Annotated in this window: 13 protein-coding genes; 12 read left to right on the forward strand and 1 reads right to left on the reverse strand. The window is 37.9% G+C overall.

The window, feature by feature from the left end:
• From GVV20_RS09425 to GVV20_RS09480, 12 genes are all read left to right on the forward strand, one after another.
• The coding region (locus tag GVV20_RS09425) for a DnaD domain protein (RefSeq protein WP_250690187.1) at positions 1-258 on the forward strand (258 nt) is incomplete at its 5' end.
• Positions 255-1,181, forward strand: coding sequence for an ATP-binding protein (locus GVV20_RS09430; RefSeq protein WP_159641444.1), 927 nt, complete (start codon positions 255-257; stop codon positions 1,179-1,181). The genes GVV20_RS09425 and GVV20_RS09430, both read left to right, overlap by 4 nt.
• 56 nt (positions 1,182-1,237) lie before the next feature.
• Entirely contained in the window at positions 1,238-2,197 is a 960-nt protein-coding gene (gene pfkA, locus GVV20_RS09435) for a 6-phosphofructokinase (protein ID WP_159636714.1), read from the forward strand.
• A gap of 19 nt (positions 2,198-2,216) precedes the next feature.
• A complete protein-coding gene (gene pyk / locus GVV20_RS09440) occupies positions 2,217-3,644 on the forward strand; it encodes a pyruvate kinase (protein WP_159812840.1) in 1,428 nt (475 codons plus the stop codon).
• A gap of 11 nt (positions 3,645-3,655) precedes the next feature.
• Positions 3,656-4,570, forward strand: coding sequence for an ROK family protein (locus tag GVV20_RS09445; RefSeq protein WP_159812842.1), 915 nt, complete (start codon positions 3,656-3,658; stop codon positions 4,568-4,570).
• On the forward strand, positions 4,567-5,793 hold the full coding sequence (locus GVV20_RS09450; RefSeq protein ID WP_159812844.1) for an aminopeptidase: 1,227 nt from the start codon (positions 4,567-4,569) through the stop codon (positions 5,791-5,793). The genes GVV20_RS09445 and GVV20_RS09450 overlap by 4 nt, the downstream gene beginning before the upstream one ends.
• Before the next feature lie 40 nt (positions 5,794-5,833).
• On the forward strand, positions 5,834-7,060 hold the full coding sequence (locus tag GVV20_RS09455) for an aminopeptidase (RefSeq protein WP_159812846.1): 1,227 nt from the start codon (positions 5,834-5,836) through the stop codon (positions 7,058-7,060).
• Positions 7,061-7,342: 282 nt separating this feature from the next.
• Positions 7,343-9,100 carry a threonine--tRNA ligase gene (thrS, locus tag GVV20_RS09460; protein ID WP_159741687.1) on the forward strand — a complete coding sequence of 586 codons (1,758 nt, stop codon included), beginning with the start codon at positions 7,343-7,345 and terminating at the stop codon, positions 9,098-9,100.
• 364 nt (positions 9,101-9,464) lie between these two features.
• Complete coding sequence (locus GVV20_RS09465; protein WP_159636633.1) at positions 9,465-10,577, forward strand: BMP family lipoprotein; 1,113 nt, start codon at positions 9,465-9,467, stop codon at positions 10,575-10,577.
• Between the two features lie 72 nt (positions 10,578-10,649).
• Positions 10,650-12,179, forward strand: coding sequence for an ABC transporter ATP-binding protein (locus GVV20_RS09470; protein ID WP_159741607.1), 1,530 nt, complete (start codon positions 10,650-10,652; stop codon positions 12,177-12,179).
• Positions 12,172-13,266 (forward strand): ABC transporter permease, encoded by a 1,095-nt coding sequence (locus tag GVV20_RS09475; protein WP_159648559.1) that lies wholly within the window; start codon positions 12,172-12,174, stop codon positions 13,264-13,266. Before GVV20_RS09470 ends, GVV20_RS09475 begins: the two co-directional genes overlap by 8 nt.
• The gene (locus GVV20_RS09480; RefSeq protein ID WP_159741608.1) at positions 13,263-14,216 is read left to right on the forward strand and encodes an ABC transporter permease; all 954 of its coding nucleotides are present in this window, start codon (positions 13,263-13,265) and stop codon (positions 14,214-14,216) included. The genes GVV20_RS09475 and GVV20_RS09480 overlap by 4 nt, the downstream gene beginning before the upstream one ends.
• Before the next feature lie 40 nt (positions 14,217-14,256).
• On the opposite strand, the gene GVV20_RS09485 is transcribed toward GVV20_RS09480, so the two are convergent.
• Positions 14,257-15,078 (reverse strand): helix-turn-helix transcriptional regulator, encoded by an 822-nt coding sequence (locus tag GVV20_RS09485; RefSeq protein ID WP_159741609.1) that lies wholly within the window; start codon positions 15,076-15,078, stop codon positions 14,257-14,259.
• Positions 15,079-15,311: the final 233 nt, after the last annotated feature.

Consider the following 15,311-nt stretch of genomic DNA (forward strand, 5'->3'; position numbering starts at 1 on the left):
ATCCTAGACAATAATAATAAAAACTTGAACAAAAACTATGTAGAAAAAATTGCTGCAACGTGGAAACGTAAAGGAATTGAAACGGCCAAGCAAGCTCAAGATGAAGTATCCAGACCAATAACCAAAGTACAAAGTCAACCTAAGGCTCGTGTAGAAATTCAGTCTCCTGATTATACAGAAGCAATTGAAGTAACCCAAGAGTCAGAGGATGAAAACACAAGAATTATCGAAGCATATCTTAAAGGAGGACAATCATGAGTTTTAGAAATATGTCATTTGAACTAACACCTGATCAGATTAAAGCACGTGATGAGTTGGGTAAAAAATTACTTGAGTTACCTGAAATTCAATTATTTATTGAAAAGTATGACTGTCCTGAACAGGTTATCGTCGAGAATGCATCGAAATTCAAACGATGGGTGCAATCAAAGCGTAAAGCACACTCATATGCTAAACATGAAGTTGTCGCTAATCCGGAGTTAGCTAGCTTTGTAGATTTAGCTTACGATAAGCATACAGGAATCATTGATGAATTCGTGACAGAACTTCCGATTCTAGATGAAATTGAAAATGAATACTCATATTTGAATAAATATCAGGTGATGCCGTTACCCTTAAATCTACGTGAAGCACACTTCGATAAGATTGACTATCAAAATGAAAGTGCTCATTTTAAATCAGTGATGGGTACGTTAGTAAAATTCGTCGAAGATAATTCGCTAGGTTACTTTATCTTTGGGGATTTAGGAATTGGAAAAAGTTATATAAGTGCAGCAGTAACGAATGAATTTGCTAAGAAGAACCATTCAGTAGCATTTGTTCATGTGCCTTCATTACTGAGCCTGTTAAAGCAAAATTTTAATAACTCATACGAGTTGGATCGAATTTTACGTAAACTTAGGTCCGTTAAAGTACTTGTACTTGATGATCTAGGTGCAGAACCGATTACGTCGTGGAGTCGTGATGAAATATTACTGTCTATTCTCAATGATAGACTTGAGAATAAACGTAAGACAATTATCACAAGTAATTACCGTCCAGAACTTTTAGTAGGGCTCTATAAACTGGATACTAGAGGGGTTTCAGATGAAATCAGAGCACGAAGACTCGTGGATAGAATCCATGCGTTAACAAGCCCATTAGAAATGACGGGCAAAAACCGTCGAATTGCACAAAAATAGATATTTAAAGGCGAAAAAATTGGCAAAAAGTGGTATGATTACTCAAGAGGTGGATTATGAAAAAAATTGGCATTTTGACATCTGGTGGTGATGCGCCAGGAATGAACGCAGCAATTCGAGCAGTTGTGCGTTCTGGAATAAGTGCAGGCCTTGAAGTTTATGGTGTATTTAATGGCTATGAAGGATTAGTCAATGACAACATTCGTAAATTAGATCGTGGCGACGTGAGTGATATTATCATTCAAGGTGGAACGATCTTAGGTAGCGCCCGATTAGAAGAATTCAAGCTCGTTGAGGTTCGTGAAAAGGCAGTCGCAAATCTCGCAAAACATGGTATTGAAGGACTAGTAGTCATTGGTGGTGACGGAAGTTATCGTGGGGCACTTGCTCTAACGGAAATGGGAATTAACTGTATTGGTATTCCTGGGACAATCGATAATGACATCGATTCAACAGATTACACAATTGGTTTTGATACAGCACTAAACACTGTTATCGAAAACGTTGATAAATTACGTGATACATCAAGTTCACATCACCGCTGTTCAGTAGTTGAGGTAATGGGTAACCGTTGTGGTGACCTTGCAATTTATGCAGGAATTACAACGGGTGCGGAAGTTATCGTTACAAAAGAAACCGGCTATGATGAAGCTGAAGTTCTTGAACGACTCAATTACTTTGAACAAGTGAAAGGGAAGCGTCATGCGATCCTTATCATCAGTGAGAAAATTACCGATGTACACTTATTAGCACAAAAAATATCACAACATACTGGATTCTCCGGACGTGCAACAATTTTAGGTCATATTCAACGTGGTGGTTCACCTACTGCGCGTGACCGTATTCTTGCGACACAGTTTGGGGATAAAGCAGTGCAGGCATTAATGTCGGGCGAAGGTGGCCGTTGTGTTGGAATCGTAAGCGAAAAAGTAATGACAATCGATATTACTGAAGCGCTACGTACACCTAAGAAATCCAGAAAACCTTTATTTGAGTTACACGATCGATTGGTATAAGAAAGAGAGACATTATTTAATGCAAGAAATGAAAAAAACAAAAGTTATTTGTACGATTGGACCAGCTTCAGAGTCACCAGAAATGCTTGAGGCATTGGCAAAAGAGGGGATGAATATTGTTCGTTTCAACTTCTCACATGACGTCCAAGAAAACCACTTACGACGCATGAACGTTGTTCGTGAAGTTAGCGACCGAATTGGTATCAACTTGGCAATTCTACTTGATACAAAAGGACCAGAAATTCGTTGTGGCGACATGACTGATGGTGCAATCGCTTTTGAGACAGGTGATGTCGTTCGCGTTGGTTTTGATGCAGATTTCATGGGAACTAAAGAACGTTTCACACTTTTAGTGCCTGAAGTACATGCTGACGTTCAAATCGGAAACTACCTGCTTATCGACGATGGAAAAATGAAGTTAACAGTTATCGATAAAGATGACAAAGACCTAATTTGCCGTGTTGAAAACCCAGGATTCATCAAAACACGTAAAGGTGTGAATATTCCTAACGTAGTACTAAGTATGCCATTTATGTCAGAAAAAGACCGCAATGATATTACTTTTGGTGCTAACAACGGAATTGACTTTGTTGCGGCATCATTCGTTCGTCGTGTTCAAGATGTTCAAGACATTCGTGATGTTTTAGAAGCAGCAGGACGTCCTGATGTTCAAATCATCGTAAAAATCGAAAACCAAGAAGGTTTCGATAACTTAGAAAGTATTTTAGAACTTGCTGATGGTGTCATGGTTGCTCGTGGAGACTTAGGTGTGGAAGTAAGTACACACTTAGTTCCAATTTACCAAAAACGTATGATCGCATTAGCTAACCGTATGGGTAAACCAGTTGTTACTGCAACTCATATGTTAGAATCAATGCAACAAAACCCACGCCCTACACGTGCTGAGGCAAGTGATGTTGCGAATGCAGTTCTTGATGGAACTGATGCAATCATGCTTTCAGGAGAATCTGCTGTTGGAGCATATCCTATCGAAGCAGTTCGTGTCATGCGTGAAATTGCATTAGCAATGGAAGAAATTATTCCTTACCGTGAGCGTTTATCACATGCAATCAGTACTTCAAAACGTACAATGCAAGATTCAATTGGTATGTCAGTTGCTGAAACAGCATTGAACATGAATGATGTAGAAGCAATCGTTGCCTTTACACAATCAGGTTCAACAGCACGTCGTATTTCAAAATACCGTCCAAATGTTCCTGTTATTGCAGTTACATTTGATAAAGCAGTTCAACGTAGCCTTCAATCATCATGGGGTGTCATTCCAGTTTACTCAGACGTCCGTAATGATATGACAAATGATGATGAAATTGCATCAACATTTGCGAAGACATTTGGTATTGAACCTGGTAAAAAAGTTATCATTGCTGCTGGATATCCAACAGGAACCGGTAACACTAACTTGATGAAAATTATTGAAGTTAAATAGTAGGTAAAATTATGAAACAGTATATTGGTGTTGATTTAGGTGGTACGAATGTTCGTGTTGCAATTGTTACCGAGCTAGGTGACATTGTTGAAGAAATCAAGCGTCCGTCTTTAGCTTCTCAAGGACCAGAAACTGTTCTAAACAATATCGTTGACATGATCAACAGTTTAGAAAACTGTGATCAATGTGCTGGAATTGGAATCGGAATTCCTGGACCAGTAGATACAGAAAAAGGGTCGGTAACTCTATCGACAAATCTTGCTGGATTTACTGGTTTTCCAGTAGTTGATTACTTAAAAAAACATTTTGATTTACCCATTTACATGGATAATGATGCAAATGTTGCTGGTTTAGCTGAAGCTTTAGTTGGTTCAGGAAAAGGCAAGAAAATAGTTTACTATGTTACGCATTCAACAGGAATTGGTGGTGCACTCGTAGTTGACGGAAGACTTGTATCCGGAATTCACGGATATGCTGGTGAAATTGGAAATATTGTAATTGACAGACATCTCAAACGACGCGATGACGTAAACACATTGAATGCTGGTGCAGTTGAAAATGAAGCAAGTGGATCCGCAATGGTTCGCAAGGCTCAAGAATTAATTGACCCAGAAATAACATCTGCTTCTCAAATATTTAAATTGTACGAATCAAATGATCCAAAGGCAGTTCAACTTGTTGAAGAAATGTCTTACGATGTAGGAATGCTTTTATCAATCATTTCACACGTTACAGATCCTCATATCTTCGTCCTTGGTGGAGGCGTCACATTCTCTCGTCATTTGTATTGGGACAAGATGATTGAAGCGTATAAATCATTGGTTCATCCTACAATGCGTGATCGTGAATTTGTGCTTGCGTCATTAGAAGAACCAGGAGTTATCGGAGCGGCGATGTTATGCTACTCACAGGAGAAAAATGTATGACATTAATTGAAAAATATGCACAATTAGCCGTTAGAGTCGGTGTTAACGTTCAACCAGGACAAACACTACTTATTAACGTAAAAGCAGAGCACTATGAATTTGCAAGACTTCTCGTAAAAGAAGCTTATGCAGTTGGTGCTAAAAAAGTTGTCGTTAAGTTCAGCGACGACATTATTGGAAAAGAACACGCATTACATCAAGATTTAGAAACATATACACGCGTGCCTCAATGGATTGTTGACGAAAATGATGATTACTTAACACAAGACTTATGTCGCTTGTCAGTTTATGCTCCATCACCGGGCTTATTTGCGGATGTAGATGGCGATAAACTCGCTGCTGCAGCAAAAGCTCAAGGCGAAGCTCTTAAAGCAATGCGTGAGTATACGATGGCAAATCGTGGGCAATGGTCATTAATTTCTTTACCAACAAACGAATGGGCACATGTAGTGTTCCCAGAATTACCAGTGGAAGCGGCTTATGAAAAATTACTTGAAGCAATTCTTTATGCATCTCGCGTCACTGAAGATAAAGATCCAGTTGTTGCATGGGCTGAACACAACGCCGTTTTAGCACATCAAAATACGGTTCTAAATGACTATAACTTCAAATCATTACACTTTAAAAACAATAAGGGAACCGACATCACAGTTGGTCTTGTAAAAGATCATGTGTGGGCAGGTGGAGAAGAAACATCTGAGGGTGGACATAAATTTAATCCGAATATGCCAACAGAAGAATCCTTTACGATGCCAGACCGTCTTAATGTCAACGGACGCGTTTACAGTACAAAACCATTGAATTATAGCGGAAAACTTATCGATGAATTCTGGTTAGACTTTGTGGATGGTAAAGTTGTTGATTTTGATACAAAACAAGAAAAAGAGACATTACGTCAACTTCTTGATACTGATGAGGGAAGCCGTCACATCGGTGAAATTGCCCTTATTTCACACAAATCACCAATTTCGGACCTAAATATTTTGTTCTACAATACATTATTTGATGAGAACGCTTCATGCCATATGGCTCTTGGACGTGCTTATCCTATGAACATCAAAAATGGTACATCAATGTCACAAGAGGAATTACTCGCACATAACTCAAACGATTCAATTAACCATGAAGATTTCATGTTTGGAAGTGAAGATATGAGTGTCATTGGAGTAACACAAGATGGTACTGAAGTTGTTGTATTTGAAGCAGGAAACTTTGTAATCTAAGCGTGGGAAACCACGCTTTTAATTAAAGAAAGAGGTACTTATGAAAAATATCGATAGAAAATATGCAAATTTGTTGGTTGAAACGGCACTTAATGTACAACCTAATCAAACGTTGATTATCAATGCGGGGCCAGAACACCATGAATTTGTTGCTCTTCTTACCGAAGAAGCATACAAATTAAAAGCAAAACAAGTTATCGTCAAGTTCACAAGCGAACAAATTTCAAGACTTCACTATCTTTATCAAAGTGAAGAAACGCTAACACATATCCCAGAATCATTGATTCTTGAACACGACGAGTACCTTAAAGAAGATCTAGTTAAACTAGCATTACGTAGTCCGAATCCTGGACTCATGAATGATGTCGATGCTTCGAAAGTTATGGCCGTATCTCAAGTTAGAGGAAAAGCATTACAAGCATTTGCAAACTACTCCATGAGTAATCAAGGACAATGGCTGGTTGCAGCTTACCCCACCTATAACTGGGCTAAGGCAGTATTTCCTGAATTAGAAGCGCAGGCGGCATATGATAAGCTTTACGAGTACATTCTATACGCTACTCGTGTAACAGAAGATAATGATCCAAAACAAGAGTGGGAAAAACATAATGCCCAACTCCATAAACAAAATAGCGCTCTAAACGCATACAATTTTGAGTCAGTTCATTTTAAAAATGGTTTGGGAACAGACATCACAATTGGTCTTGTCAAAGGACACATTTGGTCGGGTGGTAATAGTCCATCCCAAAAAGGAATCCCATTTAACGCTAATGTTCCAACTGAAGAGTCATTTACGACTCCAGATCGTATGAATGTAAATGGAATCGTCTACAATACGTTGCCGCTAAACAATAACGGTCGACTCATCGACAAATTTTGGTTGAAATTCGAAGATGGTGTCGTCGTTGATTTTGATGCTGAACAAGGAAAAGAGGCACTCGAGGGTCTTCTCAATACAGATGAAAATAGCCGACGTATTGGTGAAATTGCATTGGTGTCGTTCGATTCGCCAATTTCAAATCTAAAAACATTGTTCTACAACACACTTTTTGATGAAAATGCATCGTGCCATATTGCTCTTGGAAAAGGATATCCTCTAATAGAGAATGGTGGAAGCATGAATCGTGACGAACTACTAGAACGAGGCATTAATCAATCTCTCATTCACGTGGACTTTATGTTTGGTAGTGAGGATATGCATGCAGAAGGAACAACATTTGATGGAAATATCGTTACAATCATCAAAGATGGAAATATAGTTCTATAGTCTTTGGACTTGTATTTTAAAAAGAGTCGAGTATAATAATACTATAAATCGATGATAAGGACATGAATGTGAAAACGTTGAACTAGAGAGTGAAGTGGTCGCTGAAAACTTCTCGTAGACATTTGCATTTACAACCTTTGAGTGAATTTTCGAAAAAATTCCGTTGCTGGCGTTAACAGATAAAGTGCACTATTACAGTGAATGAAGGTGGTACCGCGTTAACACGTCCTTTTAGGGTTTGTTATCGTGGTACTTTTTTATTAGAAAGAGAAGGAAAGTACAATGATTAATATTAAAGAAAATCCAGAATTAAATGTTCTTAATCACTCATCCGCACACTTACTTGCGCATGCCGTGAAGCGTCTTTATCCAGAAGCAAAATTTTGGGTAGGTCCTGTAATTGAAGATGGCTTTTACTACGACATGGATTTAGGAGATGTCAAATTAACAGAAGACGATTTACCGAAAATTGAGTCAATGATGCGTAAAATTGCTAAAGAAGACAAACGAATAACACGTATTGAGCTTTCAAAAGCTGAGGCAATGGAAGAGTTCAAAGATGATTCCTATAAACTTGATATCATTTCAAACTTAGATGAAAACGAAACAATTTCAGCATACCGTCAAGCGGAATTTATCGATCTTTGCCGTGGACCTCATGTTGAGACAACGAAAAAAATGAAGTATTTTAAACTTCTCAAGGTTTCCGGTGCATACTGGAAAGGCGATGCAAATAATAAGATGTTGCAACGTGTTTATGGAATTACATTTGAAACACAAGAAGATCTCGACAATTACCTAAACTGGCTTGAAGAAGCAAAACTTAGAGACCATAAAAAACTTGGAAAAGAACTTGGCTTATTCATGATGAGTGAGTATGGTCCTGGATTCCCATTCTGGTTGCCAAATGGAATGAAGTTACGACAAGCTCTGGATGCTTATTACCAACAAGCTCATACACGTCGTGGTTATGTTTTTACACAAACTCCTACAATGTTAAACAAGGATCTTTGGGAAGTTTCTGGACACTGGCAAAATTACCGTGAAAACATGTATACTTCGTCAATTGATGATCGTGATTTCGCAATCAAGCCAATGAACTGTCCAGGTGGTATGTTAGTTTATAAAAATGACTTACATTCATACCGAGATCTACCGATTCGCCTTGCAGAGATGGGGACTGTGCATCGTCATGAAGCGAGTGGAGCACTTAATGGATTATTCCGCGTTCGTATGTTTACGCAAGATGACGCTCACTTATTTATGACGCCTGCACAATTACAAGACGAAATTATTGAAATCTTAGACTTTATTGAAGAAATCTATTCTGTCTTTGGACTAACTTATTCCATTGAACTCTCGACACGTCCAGAAGATAAATATATTGGATCTATCGAAGATTGGGATCGTTCCGAAAAGATTCTTGAAGAAGCATGTATTGCAGCGGGTAAAGAATTCAAAATCAATCCTGGTGACGGGGCATTCTATGGACCAAAACTAGACTTTAAGGTTCGTGACTCGTTAAATCGTATTTGGCAATGTGGAACAGTTCAGTTGGATACAAATCTACCAGAACGTTTTGATCTAACATATGTTGCGGAAGATGGTTCGAAACAACGACCAATCATGCTTCACCGTGCTATATTTGGTTCAATCGAGCGTTTCATTGGAATCCTTATTGAACACTTTGCTGGAGCATTTCCATTGTGGTTAGCACCAAAACAAGTCGAAATTATTCCTGTGAATACAGAATTCCACATGGAATATGCAAATGAAGTTAAAGAAATATTAGAAGCACAAGGTATTCGTGTTTCGGTTGATGGACGTAACGAAAAACTTGGATATCGCTTACGTGAAGCTCAAATGCATAAAATTCCAATGCAAGTAATTATTGGTGATAAAGAAATAGAGGAACGCTCGGTCAATGTTCGCCGTTTTGGTGAACGTGCTCAGAATCCATTCAGTCTTGAAGACTTTGTTGCTCTTGTTAACGAAGAAGTAACATCAAAATACATTCATACAATTAACAAGGAAGCATAAAAGAATCCCTGCCCAGGCAGGGATTCTTTTTATTTGAATAATATGTGAAATTATTTTCGTTGCCACACATACCTAATAAAGATAGAAATATTACGTTCGAAGGGTAAGAAGCGAAATTTAAGAATTGTGGAAAAAATCCTTTAAATAGTACATATTTACGATTCCTGAACTTCATTTAAATATCACATGATATAAAATAAAAATAACCCTAGTAACATTTTATTATACAATGTTCTAAATCAAATTACCACAACAATCAATGATAGCGATTTCAATGCACTCTAGAGTGCGTTTGTTTGACTTGATTTTAGGCATAATATTGCTTATTATTGTCTTACAAGGAGAACTTGTACGGAGGATAACAATGAAGAAATTCTGGACTATAGCATTAGTCGCATTAATGGTATTTGGACTGACAGCTTGTGCTTCACCTGAAAAGGAGCAAGAAACAGGCAAAGAAGGTACCGGTGGTGAAATTGCTTTAATCACAGACGTTGGAACGATCGATGACGGATCATTCAACCAAGGATCATGGGAAGGTGTTCAATCGTATGTTAAAGAACATAACGAAGCAAACAAGGACAAACAAATCTCAGCAACTTATTACCGACCATCAACAGCTAATGATGATGAGTACTACAATACAATTAGTAAAGCTATCAAAGATGGAAAAGCTAAAGTTATTGTAACACCTGGATTCCTATTTAATAATGCAGTATTTAGAGCACAGAAAGATTTCCCTGATGTAAACTTTATCTTTGTGGATAGTTTACCTCAAGAAAATGGTGACTCTGAGCCAGTTATTGGAAGCAATACAAACTCATTGCTATATGATGAACATGAGTCAGGATTCTTTGCAGGATATGCAGCAGTTAAAGATGGCATGACTAAACTTGGATTTATTGGTGGATATCGAGTACCAGCAGTTGAAAAATATGGTATTGGTTATCTATATGGAGCAGATGCAGCAGCTAAAGAGTTAGGCGTTGACGTTGAAGTCCGTTACAACTATGCAAATACATTTGAGCCAAAACCAGAAGTTCAAACACTTGCAGCTGGATGGTATGCAGCTGGTACTGAAGTAATCTTCGCATCAGCGGGTGGTGCAGGAAACTCAGTCTTTGCAGCCGCACAAGCAGCAAACAAGAAATCTATTGGTGTTGACAAAGATCAAAGCGCTGACAGTGAAACAATCATTACATCAGCAGTTAAGCAGTTACAAGGATCTGTTCACGCAGCATTGAAAAATCACTACGAAGGTAAATTCGAAGGTGGTAAGGCAACAACTTATGGAATCGCTAATGATTCAGTAGGATTGCCAGACAAATTTGATCGTTTCGAGACATTCACAAAAGCAGATTATGATAAAATCTACGCAGATTTCAAAGCAGACAAAGATGGAATACGTTCATCAATTCCAACAACACATGCTAATGATTTCAGCGACTTGAAATTAGAAAAAGTTAAAATTGTCTAAACCAACTAGTAATTAGAAAAGCCCCTTCGTTGGGGCTTTTTCTGTTTAAAATTCATTGAAGGAGTGAAACCGATGAATCATATCGTCGAAATGAAAGAAATAACTAAAGTATTTCCTGGCATCATTGCGAATGATCAAGTTACATTAAATATTCGTGAAGGTGAAATTCACGCACTACTAGGGGAAAATGGTGCGGGAAAATCTACGTTGATGTCAATCCTTTTTGGTATGTATCAACCAGATGGCGGAGAGATAATTGTTCGTGGAGTTCCTACGAAAATTTCAAACCCGCATGAAGCGACGGCGCTTAAAATTGGGATGGTGCATCAACACTTCAAACTTGTTGATACGTTTACAGTTACAGAAAATATTATCCTTGGTGTGGAACAAACGTCAAAAGGTGTCGTAGATAAAAAAGAAGCACGTCAAGCAATTGTTGAGCTTAGTGAACGCTATGGGCTGAATGTTAATCCAGATGCAAAAATTCGAGATATTTCTGTAGGAATGCAGCAACGTGTCGAAATACTTAAACTGCTTTATCGCGAAAGTGATGTCATGATATTTGATGAACCGACAGCTGTACTAACGCCTCAAGAAATTGATGAATTGATGCAAATTATGTTGCAACTTCAAAAAGAAGGTAAGTCACTCGTTTTCATTACGCATAAACTAGGTGAGATAAAAAAAGTAGCGAACCGTTGTACTGTTTTACGTAAAGGTAAGTATATTGGAACTGTCGATGTTAAAGATGTTTCAATTGAAGAAATGTCAGAAATGATGGTTGGACGCAAGGTTGATCTTACAATCGACAAAGCACCTGCAAAACTTGGTGATGTTGTGCTATCCGTTAATGGCTTGTCCATTGATTCCACCCACGGTGGTCATGATGCAATTAAAAATATTAGCTTTGATTTACGACGTGGTGAAGTTGTAAGTATTGCAGGGATTGAAGGAAATGGCCAACACGAACTTGTATATGCTTTAGCAGGCCTCTTGCCAATTAAATCTGGTGTTATTACGCTTGGTGACAATGATATTACCAGTAAATCGATTCGTTACCGCAATACTCATGGACTCTCACATATCCCCGAAGACCGTCACCGTGATGGACTCGTATTAGAATACAACTTGGCAGACAATATTGTATTGAAGTCATATTTTGAAGACCGTTTCTCAAAAAATGGTTTTATGAAGTATGACGCCATTGATGTATACTCAAAAGAAATGATCGAGAAATTTGATATTCGAAGTTCAAAAGGACCTCATACAATTGTCCGAAGCATGTCAGGTGGTAATCAACAAAAAGCTATCTTAGCCCGCGAGATTGATATGGGTAGTGATGTATTAATGGCGGTGCAACCAACACGGGGCCTTGATGTTGGTGCGATTGAATATATTCATAGACAACTTGTTGCACAGCGTGATGCAGGAAAATCCGTACTTCTTGTATCCTATGAGCTATCTGAAATAATGAATGTAAGTGATCGAATTCTTGTAATGCATAATGGTGAATTAGTAGGAGAGTTTACTCCAGATTCCGTAACACAGCAAGAATTAGGACTTTACATGGCTGGAGCGAAACGAGGAAATATTGATGAGTAAAATCAAAAACTATTTTAAAAACGAACAATCCCACAATTTAATTGCTTCATTACTAGCAGTAGCAATTGGACTCGTTTTTGGATTTATCGTTATTTTAGCGATTAAACCACAATTTGTCTTAAGCGCATTTGCGTTAATTCTAAAAGGTGGGTTACATGATGGTCTTCGTGGAATTGGTAATGTGCTCTTTAACGCAACACCAATTATCATGACGGGTTTATCTGTTGGATTTGCATTTAGAACGGGACTCTTTAATATCGGAGTAACGGGACAATTTACAGTTGGTGCCTTTACTGCAATTTATGTCGGTGTTAACTGGACATTCTTACCTCCAGGATTTGGCTGGATTGTAGGAATTGTTTTAGGTGCTCTTGCAGGAGCTATATGGGGACTTGTAGTTGGTGCTTTAAAAGCCTATCGAAATGTTAACGAAGTTATTTCGTCAATTATGATGAACTATATTGCAGTTTATTTGGTCAACTTCTTGATTATGCGTACAGCATTTGATGCGCAATACAGTCGTACATTACCACCTAAAAATGCATACTTGCCAAGAATGGGGTTAGATGCAATCTTCCCTAATTCATCATTAAATATTGGTATCATTATTGCAATAATTAGTGCTATAGTTTTGTATATCGTGCTCGAAAAAACAACATTTGGGTATGAGCTTCGTGCAGTTGGATTTAACCGACATGCAAGCCGCTATGCTGGAATTAACGAGACACGAAGTATCATCTTATCAATGATGATTGCTGGAGGTCTTGCTGGCCTTGGTGGAGCGTTGATGTATCTATCTGATGTTGGAATCTACATGACAACCCTATATGGATTACTCAAAGAAGGATTTGATGGAATTGCTGTTGCCTTGTTGGGTCAAAACAATCCAATAGGTATAATCTTCTCAGGTCTCTTTATCTCTCAAATTACATATGGTGGTAATAACTTACAATTATTCCGCCTTGAGCCTGAGATTATCCAAGTCATCACATCCGCAATTATCTATATTTCTGCGTTAACTGTATTCTTGCGAGGTGTTATCGGAAAGCTAACACGTGATAAAAAATCAGGAGGTAAAGAATCATGACAATGGCATATTTTGTATTTCAACAAATGCTTTATGTAGCGATTCCGTTACTCATGGTATCACTTGGTGGACTCTTTTCAGAACGTAGTGGTGTTGTAAACATTGCCTTGGAAGGAATCATGGTATTTGGTGCCTTCTTTGGAATCTTAACGTTATTCATGTTACAAGGAATGTTTGCGCCGCAACTTCTGTTTGTAATCGGAATGCTCGCAGCGATTCTAGCAGGAATGGCAATTGCAGCAGTCCATGCATTTGCATCTATCAACATGAAGGCGGATCAAACTATTTCGGGTACTGCGATCAATATGTTCGCACCTGCTTTTGCAGTTGTTATGGCGCGACTCGTTTACTCAGTTAAAGAAATTCCATTTAAAAATGTGTTCTTGATTCGAAAAGTTCCATTGTTAGGGGATATACCTGTTATTGGAGACTTATTCTTCAAAAATGCGTATATTACAACGTATCTCGGATTTATTATTCTGATTGTTGTTGTATTCGTAATGTACAAAACACGTTTTGGATTACGTTTGCGTGCGGCGGGTGAAAACCCTAATGCACTGGATGCTGCGGGAGTTAATGTCTACAAAATTCGTTGGGCAGCCGTATTAATCTCTGGTGCATTGGGTGGACTTGGTGGATTTGCAATTATGATTCCAGTAAGTACTTCATTCTCAGGAACTGTGAGTGGTTATGGGTTCTTAGCGCTTGCAATTTTAATTTTTGGACAATGGAAGCCGATACCGGTATTCATTTCATCAATATTCTTTGCATTAACCCTTACAATCTCAAATGTATACTCTGCAATTCCATTCTTTACAAATTTAAATATACCCGAACAATTCTTCAAGATGTTCCCGTATATTGCAACCTTAATTGTCTTATGGTTCTCTTCGAAAACTCAAGCAGCTCCAAAAGCTCTTGGGGATCCATACGATCAAGGAAAACGTTAAACGCTTCGAAAGAAGCGTTTTTTTTGTTTTGTTTGAAAAATTAGTTTGATTGAAATGTATCCTTATATTTTCTAGGACTCATACCGATTTCTTTCTTAAAAAACTGAGAAAAGTAGGATGGACTCGAGAATCCTACAATAGCTGAGATTTGTGATATTGAATAATCAGTGCTTTCAAGCAAACGTTTTGCTTCGGTGATTCGCTTGTTAAGGACGAAATCGATAGGCGACATACCCGAATGTTTTTTAAAGATATGAGAGATATAGTACTTATTTAGAAACGTGAGTTCAGCGAGCTTATCCAGCGTGATTGAATCTCTAAAATTCTTATTGATGTAATTTTCAATGAAGATGCAATCGTTGTTGACGTCTTCACGATTAACAACAACTGTGAGATTCAAGATGGTTCGCCGTACAATACTTATAATGAGACTTTTGAGGTGAAGATCTACAATCATTTCGTGATAAGGTTCTTTAAGTCTAGTTTCTGTGACTAAGGATTTTAAAAAGTAGAGAACTTCGTGTTTGTATTCGTAATAGTTATGGACAGAAAAACCATCATTTTCATACTCAGAAACAAACTCAATGCCATCAATGGCAACAACAATATATTCTAAGGGGTCATGTGAATCCGAAAATTCAGTATGTAGGATATTAGGGTTAACAAGGACGAGATCATCCTCGCGAACATTAATCGTAGTGTTATCTTGAAAAATAAAACGACCAGTTCCACGAATTACGTAAAACAGTTCAGTAAAAGCATGGGAGTGCAGTGTTGAATGCCAATCGGCATCAAATTTTGAATGATGAATAGAACGTAAGTGAATCGTATTAATATGATTCATAAGCGATGTGTGGGTCATTGGTCAATCCTCCTAAATAAAGTATACGCTTTCACGATGCAAACACAAAGTGCTTTTTTCACAACATGCATGTCAAAATCATAAAAATACCCAACCTGATTAAGATGGTTCTACATATTCTAGTGTTGGTGAGAAATCATCAACACTTTTTAATGCTTAATTTCGAACATAATAAAAGACATAGATGACAAACACGATATACTTAGGTTACTACACTCCAAGAAAGGTGCTAG

This window comes from Erysipelothrix aquatica (assembly GCF_009828775.2).
Lineage (GTDB): Bacteria > Bacillota_I > Bacilli_A > Erysipelotrichales > Erysipelotrichaceae > Erysipelothrix > Erysipelothrix aquatica.